Below are 16,461 nucleotides of genomic sequence, written 5' to 3'. Positions count from 1 at the left end.
ACGTCGCAGGGGGGAGGATCCAGGCAATGCACCAGGTCAGGCCAGCAATCATCGTCGGGCCGAGGAGGGCGAGCAGAGCGACGCTCGCCCTGCTGGTCTTCATCGTCATCCTGCTCGCCGGGTCGCTCACCATGGCTCTCGGCGCGTTCGCGGCACCGGACGCGACGTCCGAGATCACAGGAGTCGCGCCCGAGCTCGCCAAGTCCGCGCTCGGGCTCGAGAGCGTCACCGTCTCCGACCGGATGATCTTCGTCGCGTCCTCGGTCGTCTTCGCGGTCGCCCTCTGGGGCACGTACATCTCTTGGCGCACAACGAGCCACCGCTACGGCTTCGTCGAGCAGGAGGTCGTCCCGACAGGGCTTCGGATCGTCCGGCGCCGGGCCTGGGGGCGCACACGGTCGCTCGTCGTGGGCCTGGGAGGCCAGCTCGACATCGACGCGGGGCTCACGCTCTCCAGGCGTGGTGGTCTGGAACGGCGATACCGCTTCACGTTCTCCTCTGGAGCGGACTCGTTCTCGTTCGACGCACCGATCTACATCGAGAAGCTGTCCATGGCGCCGCTCGACAAGATCGCCGACCAGCTCGGGATCACCCTGAACGTCACCGACGCTGCCGAGGAGATGCAGCGCGACACCTCGACGTCGCCGACCGACCTGCTCGGAAGGTCCTGAGCGGCACCCTCACGTCCTGAGCGCGGGTGCTGATCCCGCGGGGCCCACGTGGGGCTGCGCGCAGCCGAGCGCGGCTGAGGGCTGCGGTGGGCACGGCGTCGTGAGCCGCTAGCCGCGGTCGCGGACCGGCTCGGCGACCGACTGCGACGTCGGCTCCACGGCCGGAAACAGGGCGCGGAGCACCTTGTGCTTGCGTGCGCCGTCGGCCCTACCCCGACGCGGCTACCTCGACCCGGGCCGCAGGCGCATCCGCCAACCGCGTCCTGGCGCGTCCCGACCTTGAGCCCGTCACTCCCAGCCGAACCGGTCGCCCCCCCTGGGCCCAGCGCCGAGTCCGTCACTCCCGGCCCGACTCCGTCAGTCGGGGCTGACGGACTCGAGCCGGTACTGACGGACTCGCGAGCGGCCGCGCGCATCGGTGGCCGCAGCGCCCGACGGCGGCCGCGGGCCACGCACGACGGCGCGGTAGTCTTCGCACAGCCGGTCCAGACCAGCCGGCGCAGACCAGCCGGCGCAGACCAGCCGGCGCAGACCGGCCGTCGGACGCAGGGGGGCGCAGTCGTGCACCAGATCAGGCCCGGGATCGTCTTCACGGCGAGGGGGCCGAGGCGGGCGCTGTGGTTCCTGCTGTTCTTCGCCCTGCTGGCCCTCGGTTGGAGCCTGTCGAAGACGTACGGCGCGTTCACGGGGCCGTCGGAGCTCCTCGAGAGCACGAGCAGGGTCGCCCGCTGGACGGGGTGGGAGCTGCGACTCCCCACGCGCCTCGTCTACCCGGTCGGCGTGGTCGCGAGCGCGATCGGCCTGAGATGCCTCTACGTCGCGCTGCGCACAGGCACCTCGCAGCACGGGTTCGTCGACTACGAGGTCGTACCGACAGGCCTGCGGATCATTCGGTCGCGCATGCTCGGCCGCGCGCGCTCGATCGTCGTCCCGCACGGCCAGCACGCGCGGATCCACGCGGTCCTCACGGTGAGCCAGCGAGGCGGGATCGAGCGCTACTACCGGTTCACGTTCGCGTCGTCGCAGGGATCGTTCACGTTCCAGTCGCAGGTCCACGTCGAGACGCTGTCGCTCGCGTCGCTCGAGGAGGCGGCCGACCAGCTCGGCATCACGCTCGAGACGACGGGCGCCGCGACCGAGATGCAGCGCCGCGGCTCGATCCCGCCGACCGAGCTGCTCGGACGCCCCTGACGAGCCGCCCGTCCTGCCTGTGGGAACCGTCGTCGCGGGGCGCTAGTCGCGGTCGAGCGCAGGCTCCGCGGCGAGCGGCTGCGACATCGGCTCCGCGGCGAGCGGCTGCGACGTCGCCTCGGCGACGGGCTGCTGCGACGTCAGCTTCGCGGCGGCCGGACGCGCAGCGCGCCGGACCTTGGGCGTACGTGCGCCGTCGGCCCTTCCCTGTCGCTCGGCCTGGGCGATCCACGCGGCCCGGCGCTCCGGGGTCGAGAAGCGGACGCGGGCGTGGCGGGTGGTGCGGATGGTCCGCACGCCGCAATAGCCGAGGGTTGCGTGCGTGAGCGACCGGATCGCGGCGCGGTGATACCGGATCGTGTCCCACCACCCGGGGCTGTCCATCGTCATGATGATCCGCGCGGTACGCCCGGTGAGGTGCTTGTCCCACAGCGAGGACCCCGATCGGTAGGAGAAGGCTGAGCGCGAGAGGATCACGCGGTCGATCCACCCCTTGAGGATCGCCGGGTAGGTGCCCCACCACTGCGGGAACACGAGCACGATGTGGTCGGCTGCGTGGACGGCCGCGACCATCGCCTCGACCTCGGGTTCGCGCGCCGGGTCCTGGTCGGGCCCGAGCCACCGCTGGAGGCTGTGCACGCGCGAGGCGAGGTCGAAGTCTGTCTCGCCGAGGCGCAGGACGGTCACGTCCGCGCCAGCGGCGCGGGCACCAGCGGCGTACGAGTCGGCGATCGCGGCGCACAGGCTGTCGCTGCGCGGGTGGCCGAGCACGACGAGGATCGAGGGGCGCGCGTTCGGGGCTGACGTGGTCGAGGTCATGGCGCGGTCTCCTTGGACAGGACGATGTCGAGAAGGGCGTGCACATCGGCATAGAGCCGTTCGAGGTCGAGGTCGGGGCGGTCGACGAACATCTGCTCGAGCTCGGCCTCGAGAACGTCACCTGCCTCGCGCGCGAGCTTCAGGCCGTCGTCCGTCAGCGTCAGGACGACGCGGCGTGCGTTCGCGGGGTCCGCGCTCGTCTGGACGAGCCCCTTGCCGACGAGCACGGGAACGCGCTTGCTCACGGCTGCCTTGGTGACGCCGAGGCACTCGGCGAGGCGGGTCACGTCGATCGGCTGCCCCTCCTCGAGCACGGCGAGGAAGGTGAACTGGTTGATCGTGATGCCCCACCTGGCCCGCAGCACGCGGTCCGCGTAGGCGTTCATCGCAGCGGCAAGCTCGTTGATCGAGTAGCTGAGGCGTCTGCTCATGACATGAGTCAACCGGTTGACAACTTGGGTGTCAACCGGTTGACATCATCTCCGGTCGAGAGGCGCCCTCACCCGTCCCCGGGAGCGACGCGCGATCGCAGCTCGTCCAGGCCCGGACCGTCGAGCTCACCGAGGTAGGCGGGTCGCCCGGCCATCGCCATCACCAGGGCTAACGTCGGGCCCTCGACCCGCGGACCGCTGCCTGCGCGGAACGGACCGTCCGTCGCGACGAGCTCGAGACCGGCAGCGACCTTGCGGCTCGAGACCGCGAAGTCCTGCTTCGCGAAGAACTCGGCGACCGGGGTGAGCGCGTCGACGCTCGGCTGGCTCAGGAGGCCGAGCGGCTGACGGACGTCCTGCGCGTGGACGACGACCTCGCCGAGGTAGGCCGCGGTGTGCCCGGTCGGCGCGATCGTGCTGCTCACGGCGGCGCGGAACCGGGCAAGAGTCTCCTCGGGGGTGCGTCCCTTGTGCTCGGCGATGCGCCGCTCGTTGTGCACGTCCGGCCGGAAGCGGGCACCGACGATGCTGCGGATCCATCCCCACCGTCCCGTCAGTGCGGCAGCGACGAGATGCGCGACGACGTCCTCGACGTCCCACTGCCCGCACAGGGTGCGGTGGCGCCACTGCTCCGGCGTGAGGCGGGCGAGGTCGTCCGCGAGCGCGCTCCTCTCGGCGTGCACGTGGCCCCAGAGGCCGTCTCGGTCGTCGGTGCCCATACGTCCCCCCTGCGTCATGCCGGCCGTACTGGTGGCGGCCGTGCCTCGTTCGCGCCAGCCGGGTCACGTGCCCGCTCGTGCGGCTCGCAGCCAGGACGGACCTGCGCGGGCCGTCGCGCCGACCGGAGTCGCCACGGCAGCTCCCGAGACGCCGGACCGGTCGACCTCGACGCTGACCGTGACACTACCGTCGCCGGCGACGACGCACGAGGCGAGGCGGGCACCGTTCCGCTCCGCGGCCTCCCTGCCCGTCTCGCACGCCCCCGCGCGTGCGAGCGCGTGGCGCTGCGCTGCTGCGAGCGCGGCGAGATCGGCCGCCGCCTGCGCGTCGGCCCGTGCGGCGTGCGCTCCCGCGAGGAGCGCGATTGCCGCGACGAGCGCGGCAGCGGCCCCGAGGAGGGCGAGCACGAGCACGGCCGCAGACCCCTCGTCCCCGCCGCTGCGGCCGGACGCGGTCACTGCTCGACCCACGCGGTCGACGTGCCGGTCACGTCGAACGAGAGCCATCCCGTCCCGACGCCGCGGCTCACGAGCACGGTCACCCAGCCGTCGGAGCCGTCGGTCCGGACAGCAGCGGCGTCGCCCGCGACCCGACGGGCCGCGCTCGTCACCGCAGCAGCGTCCTCGCCGAGCGACGCCGCGCGTGCCCCCGCACGCGCGGCGCCTGCGACCTGGAGCAGGGTCATCCCGACGCTCCCGACGACGAGCAGCACGAGCAGCAGCACGACGACCGTCGGGAGCAGCACGGCGAGCTCCGCCGTCACGGCGCCCGAGTCGCCGTGCGGCCCGGCCGCCCGGGGCGCTCGCCTCATCCGACCGCGAGGGCTCTCTGGACGAGGCCGAGGAGCGTCCCGCGGACCTCGTTGGACGAGAGGATCACGAGCAGCAGCCCGGCGAAGCCGACCGCCGCGATCAGGACGACGGCGTACTCGGCCGTCGCGAGCCCCGCGTCGCGGCCGTGGGCGACGGCCCGCCCCCACCGTGCTCGGGCCCTCGCCGCGACCCGTCCGACCCTCGTGGTCGTACGGCGCTCGCGCCGAGCCTGCTTCCGCAGGGTCGCGCTCGGGGCGGTCACGCACCTTGCGGGGCGCCCCGGCGCAGCGATCGTGCTGGTCGTGATGCTCATGGTTCCTCCGTCCATCCGTGGTCACGGCCGGTCGGCCGCGGACCGAGCCTGCCCTCGGCCGTGTCGGCACCGCGCGCCCCTGCCCCGCCCGGTGGTGGTCACCGCACGCCGCAGCCCCCCTGTGGACGGGGCCCTCTCACAGCAGGCCCCGCCCGAGTGCGACGACGACCGGGACGAGACCCATCAGGACGAACGCGGGCAGGAGGCACGTGCCGAGCGGGAGGACGAGGCGCACGCCCAGCCGCTCGGCAGCGACCTGCGTGGCGGTTGCGTCGTCGTGCGCGAGGCGTGCCTCGGCCGCGTGCAGGAGCGGGCCCGGTGCCGCGCCCTCGACCCACGCCGGGCGAAGGGCGTCTCGAACGAGCGCGACGACGCGGTCGGAGCCCGCAGGGCGACGTCGGAAGGGCCCACCGCGCCGCGCCGCGGCGCCCTCTGGCGGCTGCCAGGCTTCCTCCCACGACGCTCCGAGCTCGAGGGCGCTCCCCGCGCGAGCCAACCGGGCGCCGTCGGTCCCCGCGACGGCCTCGCCGGTGACGCGGAGAGCGCGCGGGAGGGACGTCCCCGCGCGCAGCGCGACGGCGAGCAGCTCGAGCACGACGCCGAGATCGACCTCGTGGTTCTCCCTCACGTCCGCCGCGACCCCGCCGCTGTCCCGACGACCACCGCTGCCTGCGACCGACCGCAGCCGGCGCCCGCTCCCGAGCCCGCGCCACGGGACGACCGCGCCGAGGAGCCCTGCTGTGACGGCCAGGCCGAGCACGAGGTCGGCGACGCCTGCGCCCGTGAGTCCCGGAGCCCCGGCACCTCCGAGCGCGGCGCTCGCCACGAGGGTCATCCGTGGACCCCCGCGGCGTCCCGGACGAGGCGTCGTGTCCAGGCCCGGCCGGCGACCATGAGCACCACGCCCAGGCCCACCGACAGCGTCGTGATCCCCCGCCCGGTCCCGGAGCCAGCGTCCGCACCGAGGAGCGCGGCGACGGCGAGCCCGCCGACGGGCAACCAGCCGAGCAGGCGCGCCGTCGCGCGTGGACCGGCGAGCGCGGCAGCCCGCCGCGCCTCCCCCTCGCGAGCACGCACGACCGCGGCAGCGACGCCGTCGAGAACCGGGGCGAGCGACGCACCGACGTCCGCGGCGACGCGACAGCCTGCGACGACGCCCGCGACGTGCCGGTCGGGCGAGGGACGATCGACCGGGCGCACCCACCAGCGCGCGCGTCCCGTGCTCGGACCGCCGGCGCACCGCGCGCGCAGAGCCTGGGCGTCGGGGACGCCGGACATGTCGGCGAGCACCCCGACGCGCGCCCACGCGGACGCGGGCGGGGCGCCCGCACGCAACATCGTCGCGACCTCCGTGACGAGCCGGTCGAGCGGGACGCCCGGGTCGGCGTCGCGGCCCGCCGGCGCAGGGCCGCCCGCGACGACGGGTCGCGCCACGGCCTGGAGCCGTGCGGCCGAGCCGCGGCGCCGCCACGTCACGAGCGCGGCGGTCAGTGCGACCAGCACGGCGGCCAACGCCGTCACGCGAGCCCTGCCCTCAGCGGGGAGACCGTCAGCCCGGGCGACGGCCAGGCCCGCGCACGACCGCCGTGCGCAGGACCGCCGTGCGCAGGACCGCCGTGCGCAGGACCGTCGTGCGCAGGGGGCACGCCAGGCTCGAGCAGCCCCACCCGCTCCGCGAGCCGCTCCCACCCCGGCCCGCGCACAGGCTCGCCGCGCTCGTCCCACGCCAGGGCGTCCTGGACGACCAGCCGGTTGCCGTCGCGCACGACGGCGCCGATCCCCGCGACCTGCCGCCGCCGTCCGCGGCGCTGCAGGTGGACGACGGCGTCGAGCGCGCTCGCAGCCTGTGCCGCCATGGACGCCGAGGTCATGCCCGCGAGCCCTGCGAGCGCGTCGAGGCGCGCGGGCACGTCACCGGGCGAGTTCGCGTGCACGGTCGCCCAGCCGCCCTCGTGGCCGGTGTTGAGCGCAAGGAGCATGTCGCGCACCTCGGGGCCTCGGCACTCGCCGAGGACGATGCGGTCGGGGCGCATCCGGAGCGCGGCCCGGACGAGCGCGGAGAGCGTCACCTCGCCCGCGTCCTCGACGTTCGCCTGCCGCGCGGTCAGGTGCACGACGTGCGGGTGCGCGGGAGCGAGCTCGCGCGCCTCCTCGATGCAGACGATCCGCTGCTCAGCAGGGACGGAGGCGAGGAGCGCGGCGAGCAGCGTCGTCTTGCCCGTACCGGTGGCTCCGGACACGAGCACGTTGGCGCGTGCACGCACGAGCGCCTCGAGCGTCTGCCGCGCGCCGGTCGGGAACGCGCCGGAGGCGTCGAGCGCGTCGACGCCGAGGACGGCGCTGCGCAGGACGCGCAGCGAGATGACGGCTCCGGAGGTGCACACGGGCTCGATGACGGCGTGCAGGCGCGTGCCGTCGGGCAGGCGTGCGTCGACGAGCGGGGACGCGTCGTCGAGCCGCTGCCCGCCTGCGGCGGCGAGCCGCACCGCGAGCTCGCGCAGGCTGGCCGCTCCCCCGAGGTCGACGTCGACCGGCTCGAGCCCGGCGCCCCGGTCGATCCACACGTCACCGGGCCCGTTGACGAGCACGTCGGTCACGGCGGTGTCGTCGAGGAAAGGCTGGAGCGGCCCCGCACCGAGCACGTGCGCGCGGACATCGGCGACGACCTGCTCGAGCGCGCGGCTCCCGAGCACCGCACCTCGGCTGCGCAGGGCGTCGCGGACGTGGGAGCCGACGTCGGCCCGGTCCCCGTCGCGCGCGGCGGCACCCAGACGGGCCCGTACGTCCGCGACGAGCGTCGCGTCGGCCGTCGCGGGTCGTGGCACGGTCACGCGATCCTGCCCGCGGGGCGCTCCGGGACGGCCGCGCGGAGGGACCAGGGCCCGCGGACGGTGGCGGCCCGCGCGGGCGCGGAGGCCACGACGTGCTCGAGCGCCCGCGCTGCCGCGCGGTGCAGCCGCACCCCGCACGGTCCGACGCCGCGCTCGACCGCGGCGGCGAGCGTGCGCTCCGAGCGCATCTCGGCCGTGACCGGGCAGTCCAGGGCGGCGCCGAGCTGCCCGGCGGTGAGCCCGGCGGGCGCGCGACCGCGCACGACGAGCGCGACGTACGCCTCGGCCGCCCGCGCGCGGGCGACTACGCCGAGCGCCCCTGCGACCGACGTCAGGTCCTTGCGTGCGACGACGAGCACGGCGTCGCACTCGTCCCCGCCCCACCACGGCTGACCCGGACCCGGTCGCCCAAGGTCGAGGACGAGCGCCGCCTCGTGGCGCAGGGCGCTCAGCACGTCGCGGCGCACGTCGTCGTCGACCGGCTCGCGCCGCGTGCGGTCCCCCGACAGCACGGGCACGTCGCCCCAGCGCGGCAGGAGCCCGACGAGCTCACGCGCGGGGACGTCGCCCCGCGCGTCGCGCAGGTCGGGCCAGCGGATGCCGGGCTGGTCCTCGACGCCGAGGAGGACGTCGAGCCCTCCCCCGGCATCGTCGAGGTCGACGAGCACGGCGGGGTGCGGGCCGCGGCGGTGCCTCGCTCTCGCGAGCGCGGCTGCGAACGTGCTCGCCCCGGCCCCGCCACGGGCGCCGCACACGCCGACCACGGCCTCGCCCGCCGCTGGCCCGTCCGCTCGGCCTGCCCCCGCGTCTCGTCCCGGCACCCCCGTCCAGTCCCGCATCGCCCGCCTCCCGTCTGCAGCGTGCCCGGCCGGGCACGCCTGCCAGGGTCGGCGTCGCGATCGCCCGACTGCCGGCGACAAAGCGCGCCTGAGGGCCCGCGCACCGCCCCGTACGCCCTGTGGGCAGCCGCCGGACCTGCACGGGAGCGACCCGATACGCTCGTGCCGTGGACGCCCGCCCGCCAGCCCGACGGACGCCGCCGACCGCGGCGTTCTTCGACCTCGACAAGACCGTCATCGCGACGTCGTCGGTCTCGGCCTTCTCGCGCCCGTTCCTCGCGGGCGGCCTCCTCTCGCGCCGCGGCATGCTGCGCAGCGCATATGCCCACCTGCTCTTCATGCTCGGCGGCGCCGACGCCGACCAGACCGAGCGCATGCGGGCCAACATCTCCTCGCTCGTCACGGGCTGGGACGTCACACAGGTCGAGGAGATCGTCGCGGAGACTCTCCACGACCTCATCGACCCGTACGTGTACGCCGAGGCGGTCGAGCTCATGGCGTCTCACCACGCGGCGGGGCGCGACGTCGTCATCGTGTCCGCGTCAGGCGCGGAGGTCGTCGAGCCGATCGCCGCAGCGCTCGGCGCGGACCACGTGATCTCGACGCGCATGGAGGTCGTCGACGGCCGGTACACCGGCAACATCGACTTCTACGCGTACGGCGAGAACAAGGCTGTCGCGATCCGCGAGCTCGCGGATAGGCGCGGCTACGACCTCGACGGCTCGTACGCGTACTCCGACTCGATCACGGACGTGCCGATGCTCTCGACTGTCGGCCACGCGTTCACCGTGAACGCGGACCGCACGCTGCGCCGCGAGGCGGCGGAGAACGGCTGGGGGAACCTCACGTTCACGCGCCCGGTCGCGCTGCGCCCGTTCTTCACGCGGACGACGTCGGCCCTCGCCGCGGGTGTGGCCGTCGCCGCGACGGCCGCGATCGTCTGGGCGGTCGCCCGGCGCCGTCGCCGCTGAGGCGCGCCCCGCCTCTCTCCCGCCCCTCTCTGCCCACCGATCGCCCCGGTGCACACGTCACGCGTGCCCACGGGCGATCCGTCGGGAACCAGCGGGAGTCCAGGAGGCGTTCGGCGGGAAGCACCAGGAGCCCGGGTGACGCGCCCGGGGAGCGCGGCAGCGCTCAGCGGCGGGCCGGCACGTGGCCGTAGCGGTGGAGGGTCGTCGAGACGGCCTGCTCGCGGAGGAACGCGAGCAGCTCGCGCTCACCGGACGCGACGACGGGGCAGTCGAGCACGGTCGTCCGGCCCACCCACGGCGCGGCCGCAGCGCGCAGGCCGGGGGTCTCGCCCAGGGCGCGCACGCGCCCGGTCACGCGCCCGTCCCCGACGGCGTCGACGAACGCTGCGGCGTCCTCGACGCGTACCTCGCGCACGGTCCGCGACCCGTGCCCGGCACCGTCGGCGGGGCGCACCTCGGCGGGCACCTCCCACCCGGGCTCGACGGACAGGGTCACGGGCACACCGCACCGCTCGGCCGCCGCGACGACGCGGCGCGCCTCGACCGGTGACGCCCCGGCGCCGACGCGCACGACCGCGTCCGGCAGCGGCACGTACCGCAGGACGTTGCTCTCGACCGTGAGCCCGCTCGGGTCGTGCTCGCGCGAGAAACGATCTGCCCAGGCGCGCTCGTCGGACGCGAGCGCCCGCTGGAGCCACTCCTCGGGCTCGGCCGTGCGGCCGGGGACGTCCTCGGCGTCGTGCCACCGCCCGAGCTGCGCGACGTAGTGCGGGCCTCCGGCCTTCGCACCCGGCCCGACGACCGACTCCTTCCACCCGCCGAACGGCTGCCGCTGCACGATCGCGCCGGTCGTGTGCCGGTTGACGTACAGGTTCCCCGCCTCGACGCGCTCCTTCCAGTGCGCGATCTCCGCCTCGTCGAGGCTGTGCAGCCCCGCGGTGAGGCCGAAGGCGACGGCGTTCTGGACGTCGATCGCGTCGTCGAGCGTCGGGACGCGCACGACGCCGAGCACGGGCCCGAACACCTCGGTGAGGTGGAACCACGACCCGGGCCGCACGCCCGAGCGCACGCCGGGCGTCCACAGCCGGCAGCGTCCCTCGCCCAGGCCCGCGGGCGGGACGTCGAGCGGGCGCGGCTCGACGAGCCACGACTCGCCCTCCTCGAGCGTCGTCAGGGCGCGCCACAGCTTCCCTTCGGCGGGCGTGGTCAGCGGCCCGACGACGGTGCCCAGGTCGGTCGGCCAGCCCACCGCGAGCGAGGTCACGGCGTCGGCGAGCTGGCGCCGCAGCCGATCGTCGGTCCCCGCCGAACCGACGAGGATCAGCAGGGACGCCGCCGAGCACTTCTGCCCTGCGTGCCCGAACGCCGACCGCACGACGTCGGTCACTGCGAGGTCGACGTCGGCCGACGGCGTCACGACGATCGCGTTCTTGCCCGACGTCTCGGCGAGCACGTCGACCTCGGGGCGCCACCGCGCGAACGTGCGTGCCGTGTCGATCGAGCCGGTGAGGATGATCCGCCCGACGCCGTCGTGCGTCACGAGCGCGCGTCCCAGCTCGCCCTCGAGGGCGAGCGCGACCTGGACCGTGTCGGCATCGAAGCCTGCGGCGACGAGCGCGCCACGGACGGCGGACATCGCGACCTGCGTGCAGCGCGGCGTCACGTGCGACGGTTTGACGACGACCGCCGACCCGGCTGCGAGCGCCGCGAGGACCGAGCCGCACGGGATCGCGACCGGGAAGTTCCAGGGCGGCGTGACGAGGGTGACGCCGTCGGGCTCGAAGGTCGCGTCGGGGTCGTCCTCGAGCGCCTCGGCGGACAGCGCGTAGTAGCGGGCGAAGTCGACGGCCTCGCTCACTTCCGGGTCGGCCTCGGCGACGGTCTTGCCAGCCTCGTGGACGGCGGTCGCGACGAGGTCGCCGCGCAGGTCCTCGAGCCGGTTCGCGGCGTCGCGCAGGACGACGGCCCGCACGTCCGGGGCGGCCGCGGCCCATGCCGCGCCCGCGGCGGTCGCCCGCTCGACCACCTGGTCGACGTCGTCGGCCGAGAGCACGTACGTCGCCGCGGGGAGGTTCGCGAGGAGGCGCGCGTCGGTCGCGCCGTCGACGAGCGTCGCCGCGCGGGTACGCGTCCCGGGCAGGGCGGGGTCGGAGTCGGGCGCGTTGCGGAACGGCCCCCGGTCGGGGTGGGCGGCGTGCGCGGGGTGGTCCGGGTGCGCCGGGCTGCCTGCGGGCGGCTCGGGAGGCGCGAGGCGCCGGGGCGTGCGGCTGACCTCGCCGCGCCGGGCGACGGCCTCGCGGAACGCCGCCTGCTGCAGGCTCATCGCCTCGGGCGCCGCGAACGCGGCGTGCAGGTAGTTCTGCGGCGCGGCGTTCTCCTCGAGCCGTCGCACGAGGTAACCGACCGCGACGTCGAAGTCCTCGGGCGCGACCGCGGGGAGGTAGAGCAGGACGCTCCCCGTGGCCTCACGCACGACGCGCGCCTGCGCGGGCGCCATCCCCTGCAGCATCTCGACGTCCATGTGGTCGGTCACGCCGCGCTCGACCGCCACGAGGTGCGCGAGCGCGACGTGGAACAGGTTGTGGCTCGCGACGCCGACGCGCAGGCAGCCGTGGTGGCGCGGCGTGAGCGCGCGGTCGACGAGGTCGAGGAAGGACGCGTCGACGTCCGCCTTCGTCGGGTACGGCGTCGGCTGCCAGCCGTGCAGCTCCGCCTCGACGTGCTCCATCGCGAGGTTAGCGCCCTTGACGAGACGCACCTTCACGGGCGCTCCCCCGGCCGCGCGACGGCGTCGTGCGACGGCCGCGACGCGCTCGAACGCGTCCGACGCGTCCGGCAGGTACGCCTGCAGCGCGACGCCGAGGCACAGCGGCGCGAGCCCCGGGTCGTCGGCGAGCGCCTCGAACACCTCGAGCGTGAGCTCGAGGTCGCGGTACTCCTCCATGTCGAGGTTGAGGAACGTCCCGTCTGCCGCTGCGGCGCGGGCGATCGGCCGCAGCCGGCGCAGCACGCGGTCGCGCGAGCCCTCCGTGTCCCACGTCGAGATCTGCGGCACGACCGACGACGTCTTGACGGACACGTAGTCGATGTCTGGCCGCCGCACGAGCTTGAGGAGGCGGCGCGCGCGCTCGCGAGCCTGCTGCTCGCCCAGCACGGCCTCACCGAGGAGGTTCACGTTGACGCGGAAACCCTGCTCCCGCAGGCGCGCGACCTGCTCGCCGAGCCGCGGGCCGTCGTCGGCGACGAGGTGCCCGACGAGGCTCCGCAGGCGCGCCCGCGCGGCCGGGACGACGATGCGCGGCAGTGCGGGTGCCGTGAGCGCGCCCGCTCCGAGCATGGTGCGGTCGACGACGGACAGGAACGTGCTCGGCAGACCGCGCAGCCGGGCAAGCTCGCGTGCGGCGACGGCGTCGTCGCGCGGGCGGACGACGCGGTCGACGAAGCGCAGGGCGAGCTCGAGGCCGTCAGGGTCGGCGACGAGCCGCGCGAGACGGCGCGTGGTGCGCCGCTCACGCGTCGTCTCGGCGGCGGCCCCCTCCTGCGCGGCGTGCATCCAGGCGCGGGCGAGAGCCTCAGCGTCCGGGACCAGGTCGTCGAAGGTCCGCATGCTCCGATCATGCCGCCGGGAGCGCGACGGCGCTCCTCGTCCGGGCCCCGCGTCGGCAAGACGCGATCCCTCAACACGTGGAGCGGACGTCCGACCATAATGACAGAGCCCTTTCTGACCGGGCTCGTCCGACTAGGGGGCTCCATGACGACCGCGACGCTCGCGACGACGCGAACGACCGTTCCAGACCGCGTGCTGGCCGAGGAAGACCTCATCATCACGAAGACGGACCTGCAGGGGCGGCTGACCTACTGCAACGAGACCTTCCTGAGGTTCTCGGCGCTCACCGAGGACGAGGCGCTCGGCAGGCCGCACAACATCATCCGCCACCCCGAGATGCCGGGCGGCATCTTCACGCTGCTCTGGCAGCGCGCCCAGGCGGGCGAGGAGCTGTTCGCGTACGTCCGCAACCGCGGGCTCGACGGCGTCGGCTACTGGGTGCTCGCCTACGTCACGCAGTCGTGCGACGTCCGCGACGGCTGCAAGGTCGCCGTCGGCTACCACTCGATGCGCCGCGCGCCCCGCGCGGCCGCGATCCCCGAGGTCACCGAGGTGTACGCGAAGATGCGGGCCGCCGAGGTCGGCTCGTCGCGCAAGGCAGCCGCCGCGGCCGGGCTCGAGTGGCTCACGCACTACCTCGCCGAGCGTGGCCTCACGTACGACCAGTGGGTCTGGGAGCTGGAGGGCCGATGATCCGCCGCACCGACGAGCTCGAGGCGCTGCGCGCCGAGAACACGGCCCTTCGCGGGGTGGTCCGTGAGGTCACCGCGACCCTCGAGGACCTCGCCGAGGGCGACCTCGAGCGCCGCGTCGCCCCGCTGCCCGACGTCCCGGGCGCCGGCACGCACGCCCTGCGCTCCGCGGTGAACATGCTCGTCGACATCACCGACGGGTTCCTCCGCGAGTCCGCCTCCGCGCTCACGTCCGCGGCTGCGGGCCAGCACGAGCGCAAGCTCCTCGTCCGCGGGCTGCCGGGCGCGTTCCGCCGCAGCGCGCAGGCGATCAACGAGGCCCGCGAGTCGATCGCACGCCGGGACGAGCAGCTCGCCGAGGCGACGACGAAGCGCGCCGCGCTCGCGAGCGACTTCGAGCGGGACGTCCTCAGCGGGACGCAGCACGTGCGCGGGACGACCGGCACGATCACCGAGACGGTCGGCGAGCTCGGCCGGTCGGTCGCGACGCTCGAGGCTGACACGACGAACGGCACCGCCGCGGTCGCGCGCCTCACCGAGTCGGCGGCGGTGATCTCGCAGGTCATCAAGCTCATCACCGACGTCGCGGCGCAGACGCGCCTCCTCGCGCTCAACGCGACGATCGAGGCGGCGAGGGCCGGCGAGGCGGGCCGCAGCTTCGCCGTCGTCGCCGACGAGGTCAAGCGCTTGTCGGACCAGACGGCGCAGGCGTCCGCCCGCGTCGAGGAGAACCTCTCGCACTCGCGCGCCGCGATCGAGGACGTCGCTCGCGCGCTCGGCGAGATCGAGGGCTCGGTCGGGACGATGCGGGGCGACGTCGACCAGCTCTCGGACCGTGCGACCGGGGCCGGCGACGAGTCGCTCGCCAGCACGGCTGCCTCGCTCGACCAGCACGTCCGTCGTTTCCTCGCCGAGCTCCAGGAAAAATAGCCTCTGACCTGCAGTTACTTAACGCAGTCGTAACGCAAGGTCCTATCGCGAAACCGCTCCTCCCCGCCGATGTGGCCGTAGGTGCCGACCGACACCCACTGCTCTCGGCGAGGAAGCCATGCCAGCACTTACAGACGTCCAGACGCGCCCGCACCCGACGGAGGCGGCCACCGAGCGCCGTCTCGCCCCTGACGACCTCGTGGTGACGAAGACCGACCTGCGCGGTCACATCACGTACGCGAACGAGACCTTCCTCCGCGTCTCGGGCGCGTCGGAGACCGAGGTCGCGGGCCGCGCGCACAACCTCATCCGCCACCCCGACATGCCCGGCGGGGTCTTCCGCCTCATGTGGGACACGCTCGGCGCAGGCGAGGAGATCTTCGCGTACGTCCTCAACCGCGCGATCGACGGCCCCTTCTACTGGGTGCTCGCCCACGTCACCCCGACCCGGGACCGCAGCGGCGCGGTGGTCGCCTACCACTCGACGCGACGCGCCCCGAGCCGCGACGCGATCCCGCCCGTGCGGGACCTCTACGCGCGGATGCGCGAGCTTGAGCGCGGCCGCCCGCGCCGCGAGGGCGCCGAGGCGTCGCTCGCCTGGCTCACCGAGCACCTCGACTCGCAGGGCCTCTCGTACGAGGAGTGGCTCTGGTCCCTCGAGGGGGACCTGTGAGCGCCCCGGCCGCCCTGCGGCGGCTGCGCCCGCGCCCGTCCGAGCGGGTCGCCCGGCTCGAGGCAGAGAACGCGGCCCTGCGTGCCGTCCTCGACCAGGTCGCGTCGGTCGTGCGGAGCTGGGCCGACGGGGACGTCGAGCCACGCCTCGGTCCGCTGCCGAGCACCGGGACGTTCGACGTCGCACGCCTGCGCACCGACCTCAACCGCTTCGTCGACGTGACCGACGGCTTCGCCCGCGAGGCCGCGGCGTCGCTCACCGCGTCCGCCGAGGGGCGGCGCGAGCGCAGGCTCCTCGTTCGCGGCCTGCCGGGAGCGTTCGGGCAGCACGCCCGCACGATCGACCGAGCCCGCGAGGCGATCGCCGAGCGCGACGCCCGCCTCGCCCAGGTGCACGAGCGCCGCGCCCTCGTCGAGAACTTCGAGCGCGACGTGCAGGGCAGCGCGCGACATGTGGGCGACACCGCCCACGGGATCGTCGACGCCGTCGGCGGCATCTCGGAGGACGTCGACACGCTCCTCGCGGACAGCGAGCACGGCACGGCCGCGGTCTCGCACCTCACCGAGTCGGCGGCGGTGATCGCGCAGGTCATCGGTCTGATCAGCGACATCGCGGCGCAGACGCGGCTGCTCGCGCTCAACGCGACGATCGAGGCGGCCCGCGCGGGCGCTGCCGGGCGGAGCTTCGCCGTCGTCGCGGACGAGGTCAAGCGTCTCGCCGACCAGACGGCTGCCGCCTCGACGCGCGTCGAGGAGCAGCTCGGTGACGCGCACGGCGCGATCTCCGACGTCGCGGCGTCGCTCGAGCAGATCGCGGCGTCGGTGGGCGACATGCACGCGCGCGTCGAGGACCTCGAGATACGCACGCAGGGCTCGACCTCGGAGAGCCTGGCGTCGGCGACGGACGAGCTGCAGGGGCACGTCGGGGAGTTCCTCACCGCGCTGCGCGCGATCCTCTAGCG

The 16,461-nt window shown here is 74.8% G+C and carries 18 protein-coding genes; 7 read left to right on the top strand and 11 right to left on the bottom strand.

Features of this window, described 5'->3' with window-relative positions:
* Positions 1-26 precede the first annotated feature (26 nt).
* Together ATL41_RS09845 and ATL41_RS09840 are read left to right on the top strand one after the other, a co-directional pair.
* Positions 27-671 (top strand): hypothetical protein, encoded by a 645-nt coding sequence (locus ATL41_RS09845; protein ID WP_098458319.1) that lies wholly within the window; start codon positions 27-29, stop codon positions 669-671.
* Between the two features lie 561 nt (positions 672-1,232).
* Entirely contained in the window at positions 1,233-1,862 is a 630-nt protein-coding gene (locus ATL41_RS09840) for a hypothetical protein (RefSeq protein WP_098458318.1), read from the top strand.
* Positions 1,863-1,904: 42 nt separating this feature from the next.
* Here the strand turns inward: ATL41_RS09840 and ATL41_RS09835 are convergent, their stop codons facing one another.
* The 10 genes from ATL41_RS09835 to ssd all read right to left on the bottom strand — a co-directional run bounded on the left by ATL41_RS09835 (position 1,905) and on the right by ssd (position 8,627).
* A complete protein-coding gene (locus tag ATL41_RS09835; RefSeq protein WP_098458317.1) occupies positions 1,905-2,681 on the bottom strand; it encodes an NAD(P)H-dependent oxidoreductase in 777 nt (258 codons plus the stop codon).
* A complete protein-coding gene (locus tag ATL41_RS09830; protein ID WP_098458316.1) occupies positions 2,678-3,112 on the bottom strand; it encodes a MarR family winged helix-turn-helix transcriptional regulator in 435 nt (144 codons plus the stop codon). Before ATL41_RS09830 ends, ATL41_RS09835 begins: the two co-directional genes overlap by 4 nt.
* 68 nt (positions 3,113-3,180) lie before the next feature.
* Positions 3,181-3,831, bottom strand: coding sequence for a maleylpyruvate isomerase family mycothiol-dependent enzyme (locus ATL41_RS09825; protein WP_098458315.1), 651 nt, complete (start codon positions 3,829-3,831; stop codon positions 3,181-3,183).
* A gap of 63 nt (positions 3,832-3,894) precedes the next feature.
* Positions 3,895-4,302 carry an Rv3654c family TadE-like protein gene (locus tag ATL41_RS09820; RefSeq protein WP_219810387.1) on the bottom strand — a complete coding sequence of 136 codons (408 nt, stop codon included), beginning with the start codon at positions 4,300-4,302 and terminating at the stop codon, positions 3,895-3,897.
* On the bottom strand, positions 4,287-4,643 hold the full coding sequence (locus ATL41_RS09815; protein WP_098458313.1) for a TadE family type IV pilus minor pilin: 357 nt from the start codon (positions 4,641-4,643) through the stop codon (positions 4,287-4,289). The genes ATL41_RS09820 and ATL41_RS09815 overlap by 16 nt, the downstream gene beginning before the upstream one ends.
* On the bottom strand, positions 4,640-4,957 hold the full coding sequence (locus ATL41_RS09810; protein ID WP_245854742.1) for a DUF4244 domain-containing protein: 318 nt from the start codon (positions 4,955-4,957) through the stop codon (positions 4,640-4,642). The genes ATL41_RS09815 and ATL41_RS09810 overlap by 4 nt, the downstream gene beginning before the upstream one ends.
* A gap of 136 nt (positions 4,958-5,093) precedes the next feature.
* On the bottom strand, positions 5,094-5,792 hold the full coding sequence (locus tag ATL41_RS09805) for a type II secretion system F family protein (RefSeq protein WP_098458311.1): 699 nt from the start codon (positions 5,790-5,792) through the stop codon (positions 5,094-5,096).
* Positions 5,789-6,469, bottom strand: a complete 681-nt coding sequence (locus tag ATL41_RS09800) for a type II secretion system F family protein (RefSeq protein ID WP_143556605.1) — start codon at positions 6,467-6,469, stop codon at positions 5,789-5,791. Before ATL41_RS09800 ends, ATL41_RS09805 begins: the two co-directional genes overlap by 4 nt.
* Before the next feature lie 5 nt (positions 6,470-6,474).
* Entirely contained in the window at positions 6,475-7,788 is a 1,314-nt protein-coding gene (locus ATL41_RS09795; RefSeq protein ID WP_245854740.1) for a TadA family conjugal transfer-associated ATPase, read from the bottom strand.
* Complete coding sequence (gene ssd / locus ATL41_RS09790) at positions 7,785-8,627, bottom strand: septum site-determining protein Ssd (protein ID WP_098458309.1); 843 nt, start codon at positions 8,625-8,627, stop codon at positions 7,785-7,787. The genes ATL41_RS09795 and ssd overlap by 4 nt, the downstream gene beginning before the upstream one ends.
* A 167-nt stretch (positions 8,628-8,794) precedes the next feature.
* Between ssd and ATL41_RS09785 the strand changes: the two genes are divergently transcribed.
* Positions 8,795-9,598, top strand: a complete 804-nt coding sequence (locus ATL41_RS09785; RefSeq protein WP_098458308.1) for an HAD family hydrolase — start codon at positions 8,795-8,797, stop codon at positions 9,596-9,598.
* Positions 9,599-9,761: 163 nt separating this feature from the next.
* Here the strand turns inward: ATL41_RS09785 and ATL41_RS09780 are convergent, their stop codons facing one another.
* Complete coding sequence (locus ATL41_RS09780) at positions 9,762-13,205, bottom strand: bifunctional proline dehydrogenase/L-glutamate gamma-semialdehyde dehydrogenase (protein WP_098458307.1); 3,444 nt, start codon at positions 13,203-13,205, stop codon at positions 9,762-9,764.
* A gap of 144 nt (positions 13,206-13,349) precedes the next feature.
* On the opposite strand from ATL41_RS09780, the gene ATL41_RS09775 reads away from it, so the two are divergent.
* The 4 genes from ATL41_RS09775 (at position 13,350) to ATL41_RS13610 (ending at position 16,459) form a co-directional block, all read left to right on the top strand.
* The gene (locus tag ATL41_RS09775) at positions 13,350-13,898 is read left to right on the top strand and encodes a PAS domain-containing protein (protein WP_098458306.1); all 549 of its coding nucleotides are present in this window, start codon (positions 13,350-13,352) and stop codon (positions 13,896-13,898) included.
* Positions 13,895-14,827, top strand: coding sequence for a methyl-accepting chemotaxis protein (locus tag ATL41_RS09770; protein WP_098458305.1), 933 nt, complete (start codon positions 13,895-13,897; stop codon positions 14,825-14,827). Before ATL41_RS09775 ends, ATL41_RS09770 begins: the two co-directional genes overlap by 4 nt.
* A gap of 118 nt (positions 14,828-14,945) precedes the next feature.
* Positions 14,946-15,500: a PAS domain-containing protein gene (locus ATL41_RS09765; RefSeq protein ID WP_098458304.1), complete on the top strand. Its 555-nt coding sequence runs from the start codon at positions 14,946-14,948 to the stop codon at positions 15,498-15,500.
* Complete coding sequence (locus ATL41_RS13610) at positions 15,497-16,459, top strand: methyl-accepting chemotaxis protein (protein ID WP_281253871.1); 963 nt, start codon at positions 15,497-15,499, stop codon at positions 16,457-16,459. Before ATL41_RS09765 ends, ATL41_RS13610 begins: the two co-directional genes overlap by 4 nt.
* Positions 16,460-16,461: the final 2 nt, after the last annotated feature.

The sequence above is a fragment of the Flavimobilis soli genome (assembly GCF_002564025.1).
In the GTDB taxonomy this organism is placed as follows: domain Bacteria; phylum Actinomycetota; class Actinomycetes; order Actinomycetales; family Cellulomonadaceae; genus Flavimobilis; species Flavimobilis soli.
This window is presented reverse-complemented; position numbering and strand designations above follow the sequence as displayed.